General features: G+C 63.5%; 18 protein-coding genes and 1 tRNA gene. 13 read left to right on the top strand and 6 right to left on the bottom strand.

Annotation, left to right across the window (positions count from 1 at the left end):
• The first annotated feature begins 141 nt into the window (after positions 1-141).
• The 4 genes from BN1313_RS01570 to BN1313_RS01555 are packed head-to-tail and all read left to right on the top strand — an operon-like array spanning position 142 to position 5358.
• Positions 142-735: a DUF6088 family protein gene (locus tag BN1313_RS01570; protein ID WP_091735666.1), complete on the top strand. Its 594-nt coding sequence runs from the start codon at positions 142-144 to the stop codon at positions 733-735.
• Entirely contained in the window at positions 728-1744 is a 1017-nt protein-coding gene (locus BN1313_RS01565; RefSeq protein ID WP_091735663.1) for a nucleotidyl transferase AbiEii/AbiGii toxin family protein, read from the top strand. The genes BN1313_RS01570 and BN1313_RS01565 overlap by 8 nt, the downstream gene beginning before the upstream one ends.
• Positions 1722-3554 carry an ATP-dependent nuclease gene (locus tag BN1313_RS01560; RefSeq protein WP_245620056.1) on the top strand — a complete coding sequence of 611 codons (1833 nt, stop codon included), beginning with the start codon at positions 1722-1724 and terminating at the stop codon, positions 3552-3554. The genes BN1313_RS01565 and BN1313_RS01560 overlap by 23 nt, the downstream gene beginning before the upstream one ends.
• On the top strand, positions 3541-5358 hold the full coding sequence (locus BN1313_RS01555) for an ATP-dependent helicase (RefSeq protein WP_091735657.1): 1818 nt from the start codon (positions 3541-3543) through the stop codon (positions 5356-5358). Before BN1313_RS01560 ends, BN1313_RS01555 begins: the two co-directional genes overlap by 14 nt.
• A gap of 72 nt (positions 5359-5430) precedes the next feature.
• Here the strand turns inward: BN1313_RS01555 and BN1313_RS01550 are convergent, their stop codons facing one another.
• From BN1313_RS01550 to BN1313_RS01535, 3 genes are all read right to left on the bottom strand, one after another.
• Positions 5431-6084, bottom strand: coding sequence for a hypothetical protein (locus tag BN1313_RS01550; protein ID WP_091735654.1), 654 nt, complete (start codon positions 6082-6084; stop codon positions 5431-5433).
• On the bottom strand, positions 6084-9182 hold the full coding sequence (locus tag BN1313_RS01545) for an HsdM family class I SAM-dependent methyltransferase (RefSeq protein WP_091735652.1): 3099 nt from the start codon (positions 9180-9182) through the stop codon (positions 6084-6086). The genes BN1313_RS01550 and BN1313_RS01545 overlap by 1 nt, the downstream gene beginning before the upstream one ends.
• A gap of 554 nt (positions 9183-9736) precedes the next feature.
• Entirely contained in the window at positions 9737-11140 is a 1404-nt protein-coding gene (locus BN1313_RS01535) for a tyrosine-type recombinase/integrase (RefSeq protein ID WP_091742092.1), read from the bottom strand.
• A gap of 164 nt (positions 11141-11304) precedes the next feature.
• On the opposite strand from BN1313_RS01535, the gene BN1313_RS16445 reads away from it, so the two are divergent.
• Together BN1313_RS16445 and BN1313_RS01530 are read left to right on the top strand one after the other, a co-directional pair.
• A tRNA-Ser gene (locus BN1313_RS16445) sits at positions 11305-11364 on the top strand.
• 308 nt (positions 11365-11672) lie between these two features.
• Entirely contained in the window at positions 11673-12095 is a 423-nt protein-coding gene (locus BN1313_RS01530; protein ID WP_091735646.1) for a hypothetical protein, read from the top strand.
• Between the two features lie 175 nt (positions 12096-12270).
• On the opposite strand, the gene BN1313_RS16440 is transcribed toward BN1313_RS01530, so the two are convergent.
• Positions 12271-12576: a hypothetical protein gene (locus BN1313_RS16440; protein WP_091735644.1), complete on the bottom strand. Its 306-nt coding sequence runs from the start codon at positions 12574-12576 to the stop codon at positions 12271-12273.
• Between the two features lie 200 nt (positions 12577-12776).
• On the opposite strand from BN1313_RS16440, the gene BN1313_RS16435 reads away from it, so the two are divergent.
• Genes BN1313_RS16435 through BN1313_RS01515 form a run of 3 tightly spaced genes read left to right on the top strand, consistent with a single transcriptional unit; the run spans position 12777 to position 14790 of the window.
• Positions 12777-12953 carry a hypothetical protein gene (locus tag BN1313_RS16435; protein WP_176695859.1) on the top strand — a complete coding sequence of 59 codons (177 nt, stop codon included), beginning with the start codon at positions 12777-12779 and terminating at the stop codon, positions 12951-12953.
• The gene (locus BN1313_RS01520) at positions 12953-14218 is read left to right on the top strand and encodes a M48 family metallopeptidase (protein ID WP_091735641.1); all 1266 of its coding nucleotides are present in this window, start codon (positions 12953-12955) and stop codon (positions 14216-14218) included. The genes BN1313_RS16435 and BN1313_RS01520 overlap by 1 nt, the downstream gene beginning before the upstream one ends.
• Positions 14215-14790 (top strand): hypothetical protein, encoded by a 576-nt coding sequence (locus tag BN1313_RS01515; RefSeq protein WP_091735638.1) that lies wholly within the window; start codon positions 14215-14217, stop codon positions 14788-14790. Before BN1313_RS01520 ends, BN1313_RS01515 begins: the two co-directional genes overlap by 4 nt.
• A 71-nt stretch (positions 14791-14861) precedes the next feature.
• On the opposite strand, the gene BN1313_RS01510 is transcribed toward BN1313_RS01515, so the two are convergent.
• Positions 14862-15176, bottom strand: a complete 315-nt coding sequence (locus BN1313_RS01510) for a hypothetical protein (protein WP_091735635.1) — start codon at positions 15174-15176, stop codon at positions 14862-14864.
• Between the two features lie 18 nt (positions 15177-15194).
• Here BN1313_RS01510 and BN1313_RS01505 point away from each other — a divergent pair, with 18 nt between their 5' ends.
• Positions 15195-15860, top strand: coding sequence for a TetR/AcrR family transcriptional regulator (locus BN1313_RS01505; RefSeq protein ID WP_218054303.1), 666 nt, complete (start codon positions 15195-15197; stop codon positions 15858-15860).
• 171 nt (positions 15861-16031) lie between these two features.
• Positions 16032-17510: an MFS transporter gene (locus BN1313_RS01500; RefSeq protein WP_176695858.1), complete on the top strand. Its 1479-nt coding sequence runs from the start codon at positions 16032-16034 to the stop codon at positions 17508-17510.
• A gap of 38 nt (positions 17511-17548) precedes the next feature.
• Here the strand turns inward: BN1313_RS01500 and BN1313_RS01495 are convergent, their stop codons facing one another.
• Positions 17549-17917 carry a VanZ family protein gene (locus BN1313_RS01495; RefSeq protein ID WP_091735629.1) on the bottom strand — a complete coding sequence of 123 codons (369 nt, stop codon included), beginning with the start codon at positions 17915-17917 and terminating at the stop codon, positions 17549-17551.
• Between the two features lie 52 nt (positions 17918-17969).
• Between BN1313_RS01495 and BN1313_RS01490 the strand changes: the two genes are divergently transcribed.
• Together BN1313_RS01490 and BN1313_RS01485 are read left to right on the top strand one after the other, a co-directional pair.
• Positions 17970-19592, top strand: coding sequence for an NAD(P)/FAD-dependent oxidoreductase (locus tag BN1313_RS01490; RefSeq protein WP_091735626.1), 1623 nt, complete (start codon positions 17970-17972; stop codon positions 19590-19592).
• Positions 19582-19881, top strand: a complete 300-nt coding sequence (locus BN1313_RS01485; RefSeq protein WP_091735623.1) for a 4a-hydroxytetrahydrobiopterin dehydratase — start codon at positions 19582-19584, stop codon at positions 19879-19881. Before BN1313_RS01490 ends, BN1313_RS01485 begins: the two co-directional genes overlap by 11 nt.
• Positions 19882-19892: the final 11 nt, after the last annotated feature.

The raw sequence follows: 19892 nt of genomic DNA, 5'->3' as shown, positions 1-19892 counted from the left end.
TGTTGCGGGGTCTCCCCGCAGAAGGGGTCGGCCGAGACCGCGGCTCGGACGCAGGGGAAGACCTTCCCCGTATCGGCTCTGTTCTAGCGGCTATCTTGAAAACTGTCAGAAATCCGCGTATGTTTCTAACAGGAGAATGACATGACTCGCCTGACCGAACAGATTTTGACGCATGCAACGGGCTTGCCCGAAGGCGTGCCGTTGTCTGCCAAGGGGTTGTTGCATCTCGGAAATCGGGCGGCGGTAGATCAGGCATTGTCGCGTTTGGCCGAGCGCGGGCAACTCATTCGCGCGGGCCGCGGCGTCTATTTGCGCCCCATCGCCAGTCGGTTCGGTACGCGCACGCCTTCGGTCGAACAGGCTGTCGAGGCGCTTGCGAGCCAAAAGGGAGAGATCATTGTGTCGAACGGCGCTGCTGCCGCGAACGCCCTTGGCCTAACGACGCAGGTGCCCGTCCGTTCGGTCTATCTGACCTCCGGGCGCAGCCGAAAGATGCACCTCGGCAAGCAGGTCGTGGAATTAAAGCACGCTCCGCGTTGGCAACTGACCTTGGCCAACCGCCCGGCCGGGGAAGCCGTGCGGGCGCTGGCCTGGCTCGGCCCGGAAAAGGCGGAAACCGCGCTCAAGACGCTAAAGCGTAAGATGCCACCTGGCGCTTTCGGCGAACTGGTCGCTGCCGCGTCGCAACTTCCGACATGGCTCGCGCAAAGCGTCGGAAAGGCAGCCTATGGCTGACATCTTTCTCAGGCTTTCCGCCCAAGATCGGCGTGACGCGCTGGGCGTCGCCGCCGACCGTTCGGGTCGTCCTACGCATCTTCTGGAAAAGGATGTGTGGGTGGTGTGGGCGCTGGCCACCCTCTACGCCGCGCCGCTCGGCGAACATCTGGTGTTCAAGGGCGGCACGTCGCTGTCGAAAGCCTATCAGGTCATTCGCCGGTTTTCCGAGGACGTGGATCTAACCTACGACATTCGGGCGATTGCGCCCGATCTGGTTGGGGATAATGGCAAGGGATTGCCGAAAACCCGAAGCGAGGAAAAGCGCTGGTCCAGCGAGGTGCGTCGGCGCCTGCCTGCGTGGGTCGTGGAAACGGTGCAGCCGGTCATCGCGAACGCACTGGCCGCCGAAGGTCTGGCGGCGACCATCCGCGTCGAGGATGAGAAGCTCTTTATCGACTACGAGGCGACTGCGGCCGGGTCCGGCTATGTCGCACCCAGCGTTATGCTGGAGTTCGGCGCTCGCTCGACGGGCGAACCAGCCAGCTTGCGGGAGATCGTCTGCGATGCGGCTGATCTGGTCGATGGGCTAATATTCCCCACGGCGCGGTCGCGCGTCATGCACGCGGAGCGAACCTTCTGGGAGAAGGCGACAGCCATTCACGTTTTCTGCCTCCAGGAGCGGCTGCGCGGCGATCGCTTCGCGCGACACTGGCACGACATCGTAAGGCTGGATGAGGCCGGCTTCGCAGAAGCTGCTTTCGCCGATCGCGAGTTGGCCGACGCTGTCGCCCGACACAAGTCGATGTTCTTCGCGGAGAAGGCCGCCGACCGCACGCCGATCGACTACGCCGCGGCTGTCAACGGAGGCCTGCAACTCGTGCCAGTGGGCGATGTCGCGAACGCGCTGGCACAAGACTATGCCCGCATGGTCGAGGATGGGTTGCTCTTCGATGATGCCGAGACCTTCGAGGTGCTTATGGCGCGATGCGAGGAGATCGCCGCGCGTGCAAACCGCGCTGGCGAATAGAAGAAGAAACATTGGGGGTGGCAACGTGCGAATTTCGCGGATCAAAATTAAAAACTTCGCCAACTTTTCGGACCTCGACGTAGAGACCGGCGACAGCATTGTCATCGTCGGCGAAAACAAGGTCGGCAAGAGTAATTTCGTCCGCGCCCTGCAACTGATCCTCGATCCCGGTCTGTCAGAACGCGACCGACAACTCGGGCTTGAACATTTCTGGGATGGGCTGGGGGCGGATAAGCTCGGAGAGACTATCGAGATTTCCGTCGAGCTAACCGACTTCACCGACGATCCGCGATTGATGGCTCATCTGGGCGATTGCGTCGTGGACCCAGGTCCGCCGATGGTCGCGCGTCTGACCTACCGTTTCCAACCGAAAGCCAATCTTGGAGGCGATCCGGAGAGTCTTGCCGACTATGAATATATCATTTTCGGCGGCGACGATCCGGAGATGTCGATCGGCTCTTCACTGCGCCGGATGCTGCCGCTCGACGTGCAGGTCGCGCTGCGCGATGCCGAGAAGGATCTGACGAGCTGGCGCAATTCACCGCTGCGGCCGTTGATCGAGCAGTTGGCGACATCGCTTGATGAGGATGCGCGGGAGGAAATCCAGGAGCTGGTTAGCGAAGCGCAGGCTGACCTGGTGGGCCGCGCCGAGGTGGTCGCTACAGCCCAACGGATAGGTGAGCGTCTGATTGCGATCGCCGGCGAGCAGCACGCGGTCCCACTGACGCTCGGTCTTGCGCCGACACGGGTAGATGCGCTGCTGCGCAGTCTGCGCTTGCTGATCGACAATGGTGCCCGCGGTATCGGGGATGCCAGCCTGGGCACGGCGAACCTAATCTTCCTAGCGCTGAAGAGCCTCGAACTCGACCGGCTCGTCACAGACGGCGAGCGGGACCATACGTTCTTCGTGGTCGAGGAGCCCGAAGCCCATCTTCACCCGCATGTGCAACGGCTCGTCTATCGCTATTTCCTCGGCAATGCCGGGAATGACGAGGAGGATACGCAGCCGCTCACAACAATCCTGACGACGCACTCACCGCATATCGCCAGCGTCACCCCCATCCGTTCGATCGTGCTGCTGCGCCATGATGCCAGCGAGGAGACGACGATAGCGGTTTCAACCGCGAAGGCGCCGCTGACACAGCGAGACGAGGCGGACCTCCAGCGCTACATCGACGTCAGTCGCGGCGAAATCTTCTTCGCGCGGGGTGTGATTTTGGTGGAGGGCGACGCCGAGCGGTTCCTCATCCCGGCCTTTGCGGAGGTGCTGGACATTCCGCTCGACATGTTGGGCATCACGGTGTGCTCGGTGAGCGGCACGAACTTCACTCCCTATGTGAAGCTGTTGGGACCGCAGGGCCTCAACATCCCGCACGTCATCCTGACGGATCGCGATCCGAACGGCGCTAAGCCGCCGCTCGTCAGGCGCCGACTGATCAATGTGCTGCGGCTTGTCGAAGACGGGGTGAACTATACGCCGCTCAACGCCGATGCCGTTATCGCTCGCGCCGAGCCGTTCGGCTATTTCGTCAACAGCAACACCCTTGAGCCGGAGCTTTTTACCGGCGGACTTGCCGAGGCGATGCAGGAGGTCATTGAAGAGGAGCTATCTATCAGCGAGGAGACACGCGAAGAGCTCCAGGGATGGGTTGATGACACCGACGATCTCGACGAGGAGCGCCTGATCAAGCTCATCGAGCGGATTGGAAAAGGGCGCTTCGCTCAGGCTCTCGCTCCCCATGTCAGCGACGAGACTTGTCCGGATTACATTCGGCAAGCGTTGGAGCATATCCGCGATGCCGTTTCGTAGCGTCAGCGCCGCCTATCTCGCCCAAGCGGTCGATCTTGCTGGAAATCCAGGCCAGCAGGCAGCTTACGATTCGACCGGACACTGTGTTGTCCTGGCGGGTCCGGGCAGCGGCAAGACCAAAACGTTGGTGCTCAAGTTGGCCCGGATCATGGCCGAAGACGTGCGGGCGCCGCGCGGCGCGGCGTGTATCACCTATAGCCAGGAATGCGCACGCGAGTTGACACGACGCTTGGAACAGTTGGGGCTGCGTGAAGCGCCTAACCTGTTCATCGGCACAGTTCACAGCTTTTGCCTGAGGCATCTCCTCATGCCTTATGCCCGTCTCGCCAATCTGCCCGTGCCGTTCCCGCTCACCGTCGCAACCCAGCGGCAGAGCGATCAGGCAATGAAGCGGGTCGGCGACCGGCTCTTCGGCGTTGGGCATCCCAACAAGCCGATGGATCTCGGTCGCCATCGGCGGTCGATTCTGGATCGCGCTTCGGTTGCCTGGACCAGTGAAAGCGAACTGGCCGAATGGGCGGAAGAATATGAGGCCGAGTTGCGCGGGGCGGGCCTGATCGACTTCGATGACCTCGTGATCTTCGGCCAACGGCTCGTGTCCGAGCATGACTGGGTGCTTCCGCTGCTTCAGGCGAAATTCCCGGTCTTGGCGGTCGATGAATATCAGGATCTTGGGGTGGCGCTGCACCGCATCGTCAAGCGCGTAGCCTTCGATGGCGGCGTTAGGCTCTTTGCCGTGGGAGACTCGGACCAGTCGATTTACGGTTTCACGGGCGCCGACGGTGCTCTGTTACAGGAACTGGCCGAGCGGGATGACGTCGAGCGGGTTCAGCTCCAACTCAACTATCGTTCGGCGTCGCGAATTGTCAGCGCCTCTGAACTGGCGCTTGGGGAGGTGCGGGGCTACGTCTCGAACGATCCGGATCGGCAAGCGGTGATCGCGTTCGTCGAATGCGACGATGGGCTCGAAGGTCAAGCGGCGCGCGCCGTGGCTGAAATAATCCCTGCGGCGCTGGCCGCCAAGGCGGGCCGGGCGTTGGGTGACATCGCGATCCTATACCGGGATTATCGCGCCGGCGACGTCGTTGCCGAGGCCGTTGCCGCTGCGGGGCTCGACTTCATCCGCGTCGATACTGCTGCGCCGTATCGCAAGGTAGCACTGACAAGCTGGATCGAGGACTGCGCGGCCTGGTGCGCTGATGGCTGGCGTGAGGGTCGGCCACAGTTGCGCGGATTGCTTGATCGGTGGCTTGGCTTTCATCGCACCCGTCTCGCAGAGGCCGAGGCCCGCGGCGAGGCTCATCGGCTGACACGGCTCCTTTGGTCGCTCAGAGCGGGCGATGGGTTGGCGCGGGACTTCGTCGGCGCGCTGAGGGCGGGAATGCTCGATGCGCTGATGGCGGCAGAGCCAAGCCTCGCCGACCAGCGCGAACAGGTGGTGCGCATGTCGGCGGCGCTCGCTGTCGGCGGGCCACTCGCTGACCTAGACCTGACGAGCCTGGGTGGACGTGACGGGTCGCCTCTCCACCTCAATATGTTGACGCTGCACTCGGCAAAGGGCTGCGAATACGACGTCGTAATTATGGTGGGTCTCGATCTGGGCGGTTTGCCGTGGCGCAACGAGCTGCCGGCGGCGCGTCGCGAAAGCCGACGCCTGTTTTATGTTGGCCTGACGCGCGCCCGTGACGAGATCCATATGCTGTATTCCGGATACGTCGATACCCGCAGCGGGAGGATGCATTGGGGGCGCTCGCCATTCTTGAATGAGCTTGAAGCGCGAATGGAGGAGGCCGAAAGCGAGTAATTTATGCTGTCAGTCCGTGAGTCCCCGGCTGTCGAAGACATGGCCGATTAGACCTACGCTCCAGTTCGTCGCTCAGCCGTTTGGCGCGGCCGCTGACGACTTCGAAAATAGCGCGTGCCGAAGTTCGATATGTGATCCGGCTGGACGGGTATGCCGCGTTAAGAACCGTTCGATCGTTTCGATCTCGGAGAGCGGCGTAGGCCCCTCAATGAGCGCTAGAGGAACATGGCTGCTGATGGCGTCAGCAAGTCGCACCTTAGCGAAGGGCACGTCCCCGTCGAGCACATAGCCCAGCATGCAGCCGACTGGCAGATGCTCGGCATATTGTTCAGTGAGAAAACGCATCATGCCTTGGGTGACATACACCGTAGCCAAGGAGTTGCGGCTTCCGCCGTTGATCACGTTAAGCCGCTTACACTCGTAGGCTAGATATTGCTCGCGCTCCCAGTCGAAGAGCACGGCAATGTCAATGATGCCCTTGCTGTATTTCGATCCGTCCGCAGCAAGACCAAACGGCTCGAATTGATATTCAACCCAGTGGCATAACCGACGCACCACGGCGTCTTTGGTGAGGCGATCAACGAGGTTGATGGTGATGGCATCTTCCCCTGGCTGTTCGGGAAGAACCGCCATGCAGGCCGGCCACGCCGCCGCGATCCTTTCCAGGAAGCGATCATCAAACGAAACGAAGTTGTCGACCCATCCCTGCACATCGCCGATCAGCATCAGTCCGCGCCCCGCTGTTGCGGCGAGACAGCGGCTTGCTGGAGGTCGAGCGCTATTCCATCGGCATCGGCGAGCGCCGTGGAGCGCAGCCAGAAGCGCATCTGCATAGGCTTGATGAGGTAGAGGCAGTCACCGACGAAAACGCGCAGATCCGGCATGAGCTGGAAATTGCCATCGAGGGGCCTGTGGATGTGACCTGCTAGTTGCTCGAGTACCTCGCTGAGTTCGCCGGCCGTATCTTCGGCATAGTCTTCATGCCCGCCCAGATGCAGACGCAGGATCGCCAAATCAGCGCCGCGTGCGACAAGGCGCGCATCGATCTTCTTGCCTTTGAACCAGTCCGCGAGGCTCGCCGACAATGTGTGCGCGTATTGAGCGCGTTGCGGTTCGTCAGGCGCGCCCCAGAGTTTCGGGAAGTGGCCTTCATGGGGCTGAAGCGCAGGAAGGATCGCCTCGACAGTGTCGTCGATTAGCGCGATCTCATCGGGGGACAGGCAAAAATATTGGTACGCAAGCCGGTCGATCGTCCGAAGGATATCGCTGTCATCGACCTGCATCGAGAACGGCTCGTTGGAGCGTTCGCGTGCGTCGTTCACAATCGCGATCAGCTCAAGGGCCGCTTGGGCTGCTGCGGCTTGATCCGGGACATCGTCTGGTGATGGAAACGGCAATCGCAACAGGTCGGCTTGCTTGACTTCCGGGCGATCCGAACCGAACGACGCGGTGCCATGAAAGGCATACCAGACCGCGATGCGACTATTGAGGATCGCCGTGAGAACCTTCGCGCGGTCGCTTTGGCCGTCCGGCACAACGATCGCTTGCAAGATATCTTGGAAGGTCAGCGGTTGATCGCAGTAGGCCGCCCGAAGGCGGTTTTGCGACGTCTCCACCCCACGTGGGATAAGGATCCGCGAGCCATCGAACCCGGGCTCGAACCCGCGGCGGCGAACCGTTGATGACGGAGCCGGCAGCAAGCCTTCCGCAGCCTGAGCCAGGCGCGAATAGGCGGCGATCGGCAGGTCTGGCAGTCGACCGACATACTCGCTGGCCAGCGGAGGCGCATCGCTATCGCTGTCTTCATTGAATGGCTGATAGCCTTGCCCGATTACCCATCGATCGCCCGGTTTTTCGCGGCGACGGCTCAGGCTGCCGTAATCGCTAATGAAGGCCCCAAGTTTGGGAAGCCTCGTAAGGTAGGCGAAGAGTTTCGCGTCCGGTTCGCGCATCCAGAGGCGCTGCTTGAAGATGAGCGGGTTATCCAGGACCGCGCCCACCCCGAGGGCGGCCTTGTCGGAGCTACTCAGCGTGATTACGCGCTTGATGCGCAGATTAAGGTCGGCCTTCGGCGCCCAGTAGTCGAAGCGATACGGGAAATTATCCGGATTGGCGCTGCCGTAGATGATTAGAGCGGTAGGGCGATGGGCTTTCTCGAAAAGCTGGAATCGAAGGTCTGCGAAGTTAATAACGCGACGGACCTGGGATTTTCGGAAGAACGCATCACGCGCTTCGACCGTGTTTTGAGCGTGGTTGTGCAGGAACCCCATCGCCGGCAGCAGGAAGGCGATCAGTCCACCGTCGGCGAGATGCGACAGGGCCTTCCAGCTGAATGCCCAGGCATCCTCGCCACCAGGCATGGGATAACCGGCCTTCTTGCTCCACTGCACCGACGAACGCGCCGGGCCGCGGCGGCTGGTCCATGGCGGATTGCCAATGATGACCTCGTATCGAGCGCCGTCAGGTGACACTTCGAAAAAGTCGCGGCAGACGAGGGTCTTGCCCCAAAGTTCCGGGAGGAGTTTCCCCCGGGTGATCAGCTTGCGGATGTCGCGTGGCGACACCTCTTCGAGCAAAGCGACGTAGAGCGAAAACACGGCGACCCGAACGGCGCCGCCATTCAAATCCCAGCCATGAATCTGGCTCAGCAAGGACAACAGCGTTTTCCAGGAAATTGTCTGTGTCTTGTGCTTGGCGCGCCAGTGTTCGCAGAGCCGCTGGAACGAGCGGACGAGGAAAACGCCTGAACCGCAGGCGGGGTCGAGGAAGTTTCCTGTCGTCCTTGTCGCATCCGGCAACATTTCCCACGCTTGGGAAACGACCGTGTCGGCGAGGAACATGGGCGTGTAGTAGGCGCCGTTGGCGCGGCGTTCGGCCTCGCGTTCACCCAGGAACCGATCGTAGACGGCGCTGACGAGCTCGATCGGGATATAGCGGAAGTCATAGCCCCAGAACCGCTGCTGTCCGGAACGCGCCATTTCTTCACGGCCTGACCGGAACCGCGCCAGGATCGTCAGATGGGCAGGCGTGACTTCTGGCGCCTCGCCCGTGGCCTCGAAGGAGCACGGCGCGACGAACAGATCGCCGTTGAAATCCGCGTGGAGGGTCCGGAAAAAGGACCGGAAGAGAGTGACGTCGCCGGTTTCCAGCAGCGCCGAAAAACTCTGTGCGCTCTTCTCGGAGACGGCGGCAAAGTAGGCGGGCGTTACGATCTCCCGGTCTTCAAGGTAGGCGATAAACATCGCCTGTATGAGCAGGGCCTGGGCCGCATCAGGAGCGAGCGCGGCCTTCTGCAGGAGGTCATGGGACGCATTCAGATTGTCGAGGAGCACCTGATCGATGCGCTCTTTCGGGGGGAAATACTCGCCGTAGTCCTTCCAGAGGCGGCCGGATTCCGCGCCGTAGATCAGATTTTGAAAACGCAGCGCTTCGGTCGCCAGGGTGAGGCTGTCGATGAGGCAGCGGGCCTCGAAGGCGTCGCCCGGATCACTCAGCGGAGTACGGGCGAGCGAAAACGCTCTGAGCGTATCGTCGGCGATAACCAGCAACAGGCTGGCCAGGCCCTGATTCCAAAGCGCGCCATGAAGATCGATAATAGCGGCGCGATCGTAGTGATCGGCTTCCAGGATCGCGACGGTCGGGACGCCTTGGACGCAGAAGATCGCCGATACACCCATTTCGGTGAGGGCGGCTCGGATAGCCGGCGCATGCGGAACGTCGCTGACGGCCTCTGCTGACTCGTAGAGTTCAGGCGAGCGCCGATGTGTGAGCCCCAAGCGGTCTTTCCACTCTGACGCCAGCACTGATGCCGGTGCCGAACTCATGCTTGTCCTCCACGTCGTTCGCTTTGTGGGCGAACCGCGGTGGGGGGGAACTGTAGATAGCCTTGGGTCATCTCTGCCTCGGTCGCAGTCAGAGCCGAGCGCAAGCGCGACACGATTGGCGCGCAAGGGACAGACAGAGTGGTGGCTTCGGGTGACGGGCGCGGAGGGGTAGCGGCATCAACAAGACGAATACTGTCGGCTGAAATCAGGACAACGCAGGTCTCTAGGGCCAGCCAGGACTTGCCGGCACACTCCCTGAACAGCTGGTCGAAACGCCCACCGACGATTCCTACACGTAGGCCGAAATCTCTGACCAAATCCGCCACGATCGCCATCGCAACGACGTCCCCCGGTGTAAAACTCGGGGCATGCCCTTTATGCGCAGCCAATGCCGGGATGGCATCCCTCCATGTGCGAAGAGCATCCACGGAAATGGAAAGCAGCTCGCGGATCTGGCTTTGAGTATAACGCATTGCACCAGATTAGCTCGGAATGAGCCCCATATCAATACGGGGTAGACCCCATTTCTGGACCCCATTTGTTCTCGATCGATCTCAAGTCACTTCGAGGAACGGGCGCGTCGATAGCATGTGCGTTTCCATCGGCGACTTAGCGCGTTTGCTTTCAGCCCTGCCAAGCTGTTTCCCCACTGCTTTGGTCAAGAAGCGATCAAGGGCCGCCTGCCGGGAGTTGCGGTCCAAGGCGTAAGCCGTCTGCTTGAATTCGACACCGTCGAGTAGCCCCTGGATATAACCGGCGATGGTATCTGCGGCCATGATGAGCGCCGTGTCGAGCGTATGAATATACCTGCTCGTCATCGTGCCCTTAGAATGGCCGATGAGCGCGGCAATAGTGATTTCGGTAAATCCAAGATCGTTCGCAATGCTGGCAAAGCTGTGCCGCAGGACGTGTGGCGTCACATCCGCAAGTGACGACTTTCTGAAAATCTGTTCCCAATGGTTCGGGAAGCTTCCAAACGCCGCGCCATTCCGCTCGCCCGGAAACACATGGCCTTCGCCTTCCTCTTTTCGGCGCTCCTCCAAACACTCCACGACCGGCAAGCCTATCGGACGGACAGAGTCACCTTCCTTGCTATCAACGAGGCGAAGACAACTGGAGCCGAGGTCAACCTCTCCCCACTTCAAGGCGATGATTTCGCTGCGGCGGCAACCGGTGAGCGCGATCAGGCGAATGATCTCGATCGTCATGGCGTATTTCTCGGTCTTCGCCGCTTCCCGCAGCATGTTGCCGAGCGTGCGGTATTCCGCCTCGGTAAGGCGTCGGGTCCGGACGGCATACTTTGGCTTCTTCAATCCGTGCGTAGGATTGCTGTCGATGATTCCTGCGTCGACAGCATAGGTAAGGATGCCGCCAAGCAGACCGATGGTGCGCGTTGCCGTGCCGGGTCCACCCCGAACGATGGCTCTGCCGCGCAACTTTTTCGTTTTGACCGACACCCGCGTCTTGCCCGCAATGATGTCCTTCATGAGCTTGTTCACGTCGGCCTTGGTCAGGTCCTTGACGCGCCAAGAACCGACTAGGGGAATGATATGTCGCTCGATGCGACCGGTATCCGTGACAATCGTGGTAGATTTCTTGGGGCGCCCGCCCTTGCCCATGATGAGACCCGCATTCAGGTCCGCGACATAGAGAGCGCAAAGTTCTTTGATTGTGATGGCTTTGTGGTCGAGTTGGCGCTCCTCAGCGGGGTTGTCCCCCGCCGCAATGCGGCCGAGTTGGACTTTGGCTTCCTGACGCGCAGTTTCGGGCGTCCAGATACCATGCAGGCCGATAGTGTATCGTCTGGACCGACGTCCGGCGCGGTATTGGACGAGATAGCTGCGCTTGCCAGAGGCGAAGACACGGAGCCCGAAACCGGGCAATTCATCGTCCCAAAGGAAATAGTCTTTCGCTTCGGCCTTCGCGGCATCCACGGTCCGTTTTGTAAGCTTCACCATCATCCATCCTTCGCTATTGGGCTGCTTCCGCGGAAGCACCACGGAAGCAGCCAAGAGGAAATCGCAGCGAAATTGCGGATATGGGTTTCGGCGCAAATTTGAAAAACATCTAGTGGTTTCAGATGCTTATCGTACTGTAGCGTGCCCTATCGCATTTTTCGGATGCGTGGGCTAAATTGCTCCGAAGGCAAAGGTCACACGTTCGAATCGTGTCGGGCGCGCCAGCAGTCTTTGCGAAGACTCTCGCTTTCCAGAACATTAGAAGAGCATCTGGGCTTTTCTCGATGGAGGAGGGGCTTTCATGGGTCTGGATCTGATCGTCGAATCCTGCGCCAAGGCCGATCATGAAGACGAATGACGCGACTACATCGAGCGTCTGTTCAACCACAAAGACTTCTCAGACGATGCAATCGCCCGTTTCGGTGAGATCAGCACGCCGGCCTACGCCAACGTTGGCGCGCCGCGCGTCGGCTTCGACCCCGCTGCGGATGCGTGGATCATAGAGGTTCGCGCGGATGAGATCCCTGAGGAGGTGGCTGGCGTCCTCAAGGACTTCCACGGCCACTATGCCCTGCCGTTGGTGGTCTGCGACGGCCTGCCGCAATGGACGCACGCCAATCTTTATGAAGGCGTCGACGAAACTAGCTTCCGGGGGGAATTCCTTGAGGGTTGTGGGTCCGTCCTGTCACGAAGCCTCATCGACAGGGCGTGGGGGAACTTCTTTCCCGAGGACGCGGTGGATTACGGCCGAGCACTGCTGAGCGCGGCGGACGCGGCGGAGCGCAAGGGCCCGATCACGCCGCCGCCAAAACGCGGCTTATTCGCTCGGCTAAGCTTGGCCCGAGGCGCCGCCAAGCCGGAGCTATTCCCAGATCAACTGGAAATCGTGAGGGCGGCTGGACGGTGGTTCGTCTTCTGGGGCGAGCGCGGCCACCCGATCCGCGCTTGGGGTTGAAACGCCGGGCCGCCACGGGTCGCAGGTCCGCGCGCGCCGGAAAAGCGTCGTCGTGATCAGACAAGGAAGTCTTTAAGCTTGGCCTCATTGCGGCACGCCGGTCCGCCAGCTTAGATTGGATCGTCCTGGGGGCAGGACGGCGCCACGTCGCTATGGGGGGGAGCCTATGAAAGCCTTAGCCACGCTTGCAGCGTGTCTGTTGCTGGCCGCGTGCACGACGACCCAGGTGAAGACCGCGGCGGTCGAAAGCCTGAACGCGCCGGCGGCGGACTCCAAAGGGCTGCTCATGCAGCCAGATATCCAGTTGGCAGTGCTCACGGCGTCGGGCCTGGAAGAGCCGCGCGCCGACTGGAGCCAGGACGCTCAGCGCCACTTGGGTGCGGCCCTGCGTGACGATCTGGCCGCGCGCGGCCACCCCTTTGAGGTGCTCGATCCGCAGCAGTCCATGGATGGACGCGCCGGACAGCTGCTGCGGCTGCACGAAGCCGTCGGCGCCTCGATCCAGTCTTTCGAGTATGGCGCGATGCGCCTGCCGACGAAACCCAAGGGCCAGTTCGACTGGACCCTCGGCGAAGGCGCCTCGTCATCCGTGAGCAGCACGGCGCCGACTACGCCCTCTTCGTCACCGGTCGTGGCACCTACTCCAGTGCAGGGCGCAAGGCGCTCTGGCTGGGCGCGGCGATGCTGGGCGTCGCGGTGCCTCTGGGCGTCCAGCAGGTCTACGCCTCGCTGGTCGATCTGAGGACGGGCCGCGTCGTCTGGTACAATGTCGCCGTTGTCGGGCCGCAGTCGGATATCCGCACCGAGGAAGGCGCACGCGCGCTGGTCGTCGATCTCATGAAGAAGGCGCCGATCTGATGCTGCGCCGCCTGGCGGCGGCCTGCGCTATCGTCGCGCTCAGCTTCACGGGCGTGCGGGCCGAACCCTTGCCGGGATTTCGCGCCGCGCATCTGCGCCCGTCGATCGAGACGGCGGAAGCCGGCTTCTGGGACACCATGGACAAGGCCGAGGCCACGGTTCGCCGATCGGCCGAGCTGAACCCTGATCCGGCGCTTAACGCCTATGTGCGCGGCGTCCTGTGCCGGCTGGCGGCCGACTATTGCGATGAGCTGCGCATCTACCCCTTGGATCGACCCGCGTTCAACGCGACCGCCGCGCCCAACGGTTATGTCGAGGTCTGGTCGGGGCTGATGCTGCGCGCCCAGACCGAGGACGAACTGGCGTTCGTGCTGGGCCATGAGATCACCCACTTCGGGCGCAACCACACCGTCCAGCAGTTCAAGAACAACAAGAACACGCAAAACCTGATGCTCGTCGTGCGGATCGGCATCACGGCGGGCGCTGCTGCGGCGATGTATTCCACCGCCTCCAGCGGCGGCCCCTATGCGCAGCAGACCATCGATTCCATCTCGCAGACCGCCCAGGCCATGAACAACCTGGTCTATCTCGCAGGTTTCGCCAGCATAATGTCCTATGGGCGCGACCATGAAACCGAGGCTGACGCCTACGGCTTCCAGCTGGCGAGGGCGGCGGGCTACGATCCTGCGGCAGGCGCCGAGATGTGGCGCGCCCTGGTCGCGGAGACCTTAGCGTCGGATTTTCCCGCCGTACGCAAGAGCGAGAGCCGCGCCAGCATCTTCGCCACGCACCCGCTTTCCACCGACCGCATCGCAGCCCTGTCGAAACTCGCCGAAGGCGCCGCCCCGATCGCCGCAGCGGACGGCCGCCGAAAGTATCGTGCCGCGATCCGGCCCCACCTCAGCGCCTGGCTGCGCGACGACCTGCGTCGACGGGATTTCGGCCAGACGTTCTACATTCTTGATCGCCTGTCGGTGGATGGCGAGGATCTCGGCCTGATCGAATTCTATCGGGGCGAGTGCTTCCGCTTGCGCCGGAGCGATGGCGATCAGAAGTTGGCCTCCGCCGCCTATGGCCGCGCCGTCGGCCACGCCGACGCGCCGAGCGCCGCCTGGCGCGAGCTGGGTGAGGCGCGCCGCAAGACCGGCGATCGCGATGGCGCAGCGCAGGCCTTCGCCGACTATCTCAACAAGGCGCCTGAAGCCGAAGACCGCTGGCTGGTCGAGGCCACGCTGAAAGCCCTACGCCCCGAAGGACCGCTATGAACCGTCTCGCCCTCGCCAGCGCGCTTGCGCTTTCCGTCGCGCTCGCCGGCTGCGAGACGATCGCTGAGGCTCCGGCCGGACCCTTCGCCATGGGCGACGGCAAGGCAGTGACCCTGCACCGCGCTTGGTCGGATGTCTCGATTCTGTCGCCGCAACGCCAAAAGAAGGTGCGGTTGCTGTCCATCGATGGCCCCGCACTCAACCTCCTCTATCTGGCGCAAGGCTTGGCGCCGGGCGAAGGCCTGCTGAAACCCGCCTCGAAGGCCGAGCGGGTTCCTGTCTATCGGGCCGACATGTCGCCGAACGAGCTGGTGGAGTTCGTCACCGACAGTCTCTCCGCCCTCGGTTACGAAAAAGCGCAGACCAGCAAGCTGCGCCCCGGTCGCCTGGTCGGGGCAGATGGCCTGCGCATGGACATCGCCGCCTACACGCAGGATGGCCTGGAGATCTCCGGCCTGGGCCAGATTTCCGAGGCGGGCGGCAAGCTCTATGTGGCGCTCTATCTCGCGCCGACAGAGCATTACTTCGCCGCGACCCTTCCCGACGTGGACGCCATGCTCGGGGGCGACTGAGGCGCGTCGGGGGTGGACAGCATGTGCTGGGCGGGTCGAAATCCGGCGGCTCCCGCTGATCTGGTCTGCTATCAGTGCGGGTCCTTCCTCCCTGGAATCTCGACCGCCTCGATCTTGGCCAGGAACGCCCTCCACTCGGCGGCCAGCTTCTCCATCGGCAGTTCGAGCTCGCGCAGGGCATATTCGGCCCGGACATCGTCGAAGTCGGTGTCGACGGGCCGGCCGGCGGCGGTGAACGCCCGGAACGCCTCTACCCAACGTTGCTCCAGATCCTCGACCGTCAGGTCGGCGAAGGCGCGGCCGCGCATCAGATAGGCGGCCGTCTCCTTCATCTGCTGGTCCTGGATGACGGCGCCCGCGTCCCCGTTGGCTGATTTCTCTGACATGTCGCTGCGCGCCTCTGAATGCGCCGCGAAAATGCCTGCATCCGGCCGACGCCGCCACCCCTGACCGCTCGGAATTCCCGACCAGACGGCCGGGCAGCTTCGACCGCGACGCCGCCTTGGCGCAGGCGACTCCTGTTCTGGTCAAAGGGCTTTGAGGCGACCTCGATCGCCGACCTGACGGCGGCGATGGGGATCGGCTCCCCCAGCCTCTCTGCGGCCTTCGGTTCGAAGGAGGCGCTCTACGCCGAAGCGTTGCGCCACTCCAGCGACAGCACCGACGCCATCGTCTGGGGAAAGTTCCACCGCGCGGCCACCGCCCGCGAGGCGGTCTGCGCTTGTCTGCAGGACTCCGCCGCGGCCCTTTCGGGCGAAAGGGAAGGCCTGCCGCGAGGCTGTATGGTGACGCTCTCCTCCGTGGATAGCCAAGGTCACCCCGAACTGGATGCGCTGGTGCGATCGAGCCGCGCGGTCGCCTTTGAGCGGCTGACGGCCCGGCTGGAACAGGCCGTCTCGGCGGGTGAATTTCCAGCCTCTGTCGATGTCCCGTCGCTCGCCCGCTTTGTGCAGACCGTACAGAGCGGGCTGTCGATCCTGGCGCGCGACGGCGCCGCCGGGCTGAGGTGGCCGGCGTGGTCAAGGTCGCGATGCTGGGCTGGGACGCGCGCACCGGAGATCGCTGACTGATCGAACGGGACCGCCGCGCCCTCGCCCCGTAACGATATTTCGTTGCATTAATCAGGCGACTGCCGTCACTCTGACGCCGCGCCAGGCTGGCCTCCCCAGGCTCTGCGACGCCCGCGCGAAGACAACGAAATGGCGGTGAACAAACACCGCTCGGCAATTGGAGGCGAGGAAATGTCCATAGACGCAGGGCCCCTTGGCCCGCGGCCGGCTATTGGCTGGCTCACCCGTAACCTTTACGCGATGGGTTCGGCGGCCAACCAGATCAAGGCGGCCAGCCTGTCGATGCTGCTGCTGCTGTTCTATAATCAGGTGGTGGGACTCGACCCGCGGGTCGTCTCATCGGCCATCCTGATCACCATGTTCGTCGACAGCTTCGTCGACCCCACCATTGGCCAGATCTCGGACAATTTCCGATCGCGGTTCGGTCGCCGCCACCCCTTCATGTACTTCGCGGCCTTCCCGGTTTCGATCACCTTCTTCCTGATCTGGAACCCGCCGATGCATTGGGGTCAGGGCGGCATCTTCGCCTGGATGCTCATCTGCCTGCTGATCCTGCGGGCGTTCGACACCTTCTTCGAGCTGCCCTCCACAGCGCTCGCGCCCGAGCTGGCCACCGACTACGACGAGCGCACCAAGCTGCTCGCCAAGCGGCAGATGTTCGGTTCGATCGGCACCCTGTCGGTCTCGGTCCTTGTCTATCAGGTCTTCATGCGCGCCGGCGAAAACGGCGTGGGCGGGGTCACCGATCGCCAGAGGTATTTCGGCTATTCGATCTGCGCCGCGCTGCTGGTCTTCACGATCATCATCATCTCCTCGGCGGGCACCCACCGGCAGATCCCGTGGCTGGCCAAGCCGCCGGTGCGCACCGAGAAGTTCAACTTCTTCGCCAACCTGCGCGAGGTCTTCCAGACCATGCGCAACCGCAACTTCGCCATTGTCGCCCTGGCTGGCATGGTGCTGGCCATCGGCGCCGGCATTCGCCAAAGCCTCGAGGTCTATATGGGCCTGTTCTACTGGCGGCTGAACCAGAACCAGCTGACGGTGCTCGCCATCGCCATGGTGCTGTCGGGTTTCGTCGGCATCTGGCTGGCCCCGCGCATGGTCAAGCGCTTCGGCAAGCGGGTCGGCGCCCTGATCACCGGCTGGACCGGCATCACCCTGACTGTCGCGCCCATTGCGCTCGACCAGTTCGGCCTGATGCCGGCGCGGCACACCGAGCTCCTGTTCTACGTCCTCGTCGCCTTCGCCACCTGCACCCAGGCTTTCATGATCGCCACCGGCGTGAAGATCCAGGCGATGATCGCCGACGTGGTGGAGGACTCCGCCATGCAGACGGGCCGCCGCTCCGAGGGTCTGCTGTTCTCCGCCGACAACCTTTTCAAGAAGGCGGTGTCCGGCGTCGGCGTGCTGATGGCCGGCCAGATGCTGCACTTCGTGCAGTTCCCCGAGAACGCCCGCAAGGTCGGCGTCAGCCAGGAGATCGCCAACCATCTGGGGATCATGGTCATCGCCGCTCTGCTGATCTTCAACGGCGGCTGCCTGATCGCGCTAAGCTTCTACGGCATCACCCGCGAGAAGCATGAGGCGAACCTGCGCGAACTCGCCCGGATGCGTGAGGAAGCCGCTGCGGCCGCCGCCCCGGCGGAGTAGCCCTTCAGTCTCAGACGAAACGGAGCGGGCCGGCGCGATCAGCCGGCCCGTCTTCGTATCCGCCGCCAGCCCATGGCGACCAGGGCTGCGATCGCCACCCCGCCGCTGTCGGCCACCACGTCACGCCAGTCGCCGTCCCGGCCAAATGGCCCCAAGGCCTGAGCGACCTCGACGAACGGTCCCATGGCGAGCGCGAAGATGATGATGGCGCGCGGCCGACGCGGCGCGAGCAACAGGCCCAGCGTCGTGAGGACGAACCAGCCGGCCACATGCTGGGCCTTGTCCGAGCCGATATCGGCGCCGGGCAGGTCCCCCGTCGGCGCGAGCGTGACGACCAACAGGATGACGTTGGCCGCGGCATAGGCGGCGAGGCGGGCCCAGCGCGGCAGGCGGTCAACGTGCGGCATGGCGGCGAGCCTTAGCATGCGCGGGCCGACGGAAGCCGCTAAACAGAGGGCGATGCTGCGGATCTCCGAACTCAAACTGCCCCTCGACCACGAACCGCAGGCCCTGCCCGCGGCCATCGTTGCGCGCCTCGGCGTCGCGCCCGGTGATCTCATCCGCTGGTCGGTGTGGAAGCGGGCGCACGACGCGCGCAAGAAATCGGCGATCCTCAAGGTCTATATCGTCGACGCCGAAATCGCCGGCGAGGCCGCCGTCCTGGCGCGGCTGGGCGAGGACCCTCACGTCCGCGTCACGCCCGACACCGCCTACCGCCCCGTCACGACCGCCCCGCAGGGCCAGACCCTTCGTCCCGTGGTGATCGGCGCCGGGCCCTGCGGCCTCTTCGCCGGCCTCATCCTGGCCGAGATGGGTTTTCGGCCGATCATCCTGGATCGCGGCAAGGCGGTGCGCGAGCGGACCCAGGACACCTGGGGTCTGTGGCGACGCAGCGACCTCAACCCCGAATCCAACGTCCAGTTCGGCGAGGGCGGCGCCGGCACCTTCTCGGACGGCAAGCTCTACAGCCAGATCAAGGATCCCCGATTTCTCGGTCGCAAGGTCCTGACCGAGTTCGTCGCCGCCGGCGCGCCGGAGGAAATTCTCACCGAGGCTCACCCGCACATCGGCACCTTCCGCCTGGTGACCATGGTCGAGGCCATGCGCGCCAAGATCGAGGCGCTCGGCGGCGAGTACCGATTCGGCCAGCGGGTCACCGACCTGGAAATCAGCGGCGGCCGGCTGCGCGGCCTGCATCTGCACGACGGCCAGTTCATTGAGGCCGACCACGTGGTCCTGGCGGTCGGCCACTCGGCGCGCGACACCTTCGCGATGCTGCACGGCCACGGCGTGCATATCGAGGCCAAGCCCTTCTCCATCGGCTTCCGCATCGAGCACCCGCAATCCTGGATCGACCGCGCCCTGTTTGGCCCGTGCGCCGGCCACCCGGACCTGGGCGCGGCGGCCTATTCCCTGTCACACCACGCCGCCAACGGCCGCACGGTCTACAGCTTCTGCATGTGCCCCGGCGGCACGGTGGTAGCCGCGACCTCCGAGCCCGGCCGCGTCGTCACCAACGGCATGAGCCAATATTCGCGCAATGAGCGGAACGCCAACGCCGGCTTCGTAGTCGGCATCGATCCTGCCGATTACGGCGACGACCATCCGCTGGCCGGGGTCGCCTTGCAGCGCGACCTTGAGGCCCGCGCCTTCGTCGCCGGGGGCGGCGACTATTTCGCCCCGGCCCAGCGGGTCGGCGACTTCCTGGCGGGCCGGCCCTCGACGGCGCTCGCCGAGGTGGTCCCCAGTTACAAGCCGGGCGTCCGGCCGACAGACCTGGCGCCCCTCATGCCCGACTATGTCATCGAGGCGATGCGAGAAGCGATGAAGGCCTTCGGCCGCAAGATCGCCCGTTATGACGACCCCGACGCGGTGCTGACCGGCGTCGAGACCCGCACCTCGGCGCCGCTGCGCATCACCCGCGGGGCGGATTTCCAGAGCCTGAACGTCCGCGGCCTCTATCCGGCCGGCGAAGGCGCAGGCTATGCCGGAGGCATCCTCTCGGCCGCTGTCGACGGCATCAAGGTCGCCGAGGCGGTGGCGTTGGCGATGGTGGGGACGGAGATTATGCATGCCTCGTGAGCGGCCTGGCCTGATCGGCGCGGAAGCCGCCCTCGCCGGCCTGCCAGCCTGGCGCACGGTCGAGGGGCGCGACGCCATCGCCCGGAGCTTCCGGTTCGTCGACTTCAACGCAGCTTTCGGATTCATGACCCGCTGCGCCCTGATGGCCGAGAAGCTCGATCACCATCCGGAATGGAGCAACGTCTACGCCCGCGTCGATGTGGTCCTGACCACCCACGACGCTGGCGGCGTGACGGCGCTCGACATCGCCCTGGCCCGCTTCATGGACGCAGCGGCCGGCGCGGCCTAACCTCTGCGTGT

It is taken from the genome of Phenylobacterium immobile (ATCC 35973) (genome assembly GCF_001375595.1).
Classification (GTDB): Bacteria; Pseudomonadota; Alphaproteobacteria; order Caulobacterales; family Caulobacteraceae; genus Phenylobacterium; species Phenylobacterium immobile.
Note: the sequence above shows the minus strand (reverse complement) of the source record. Positions and strands in the feature narration are given on the sequence as shown.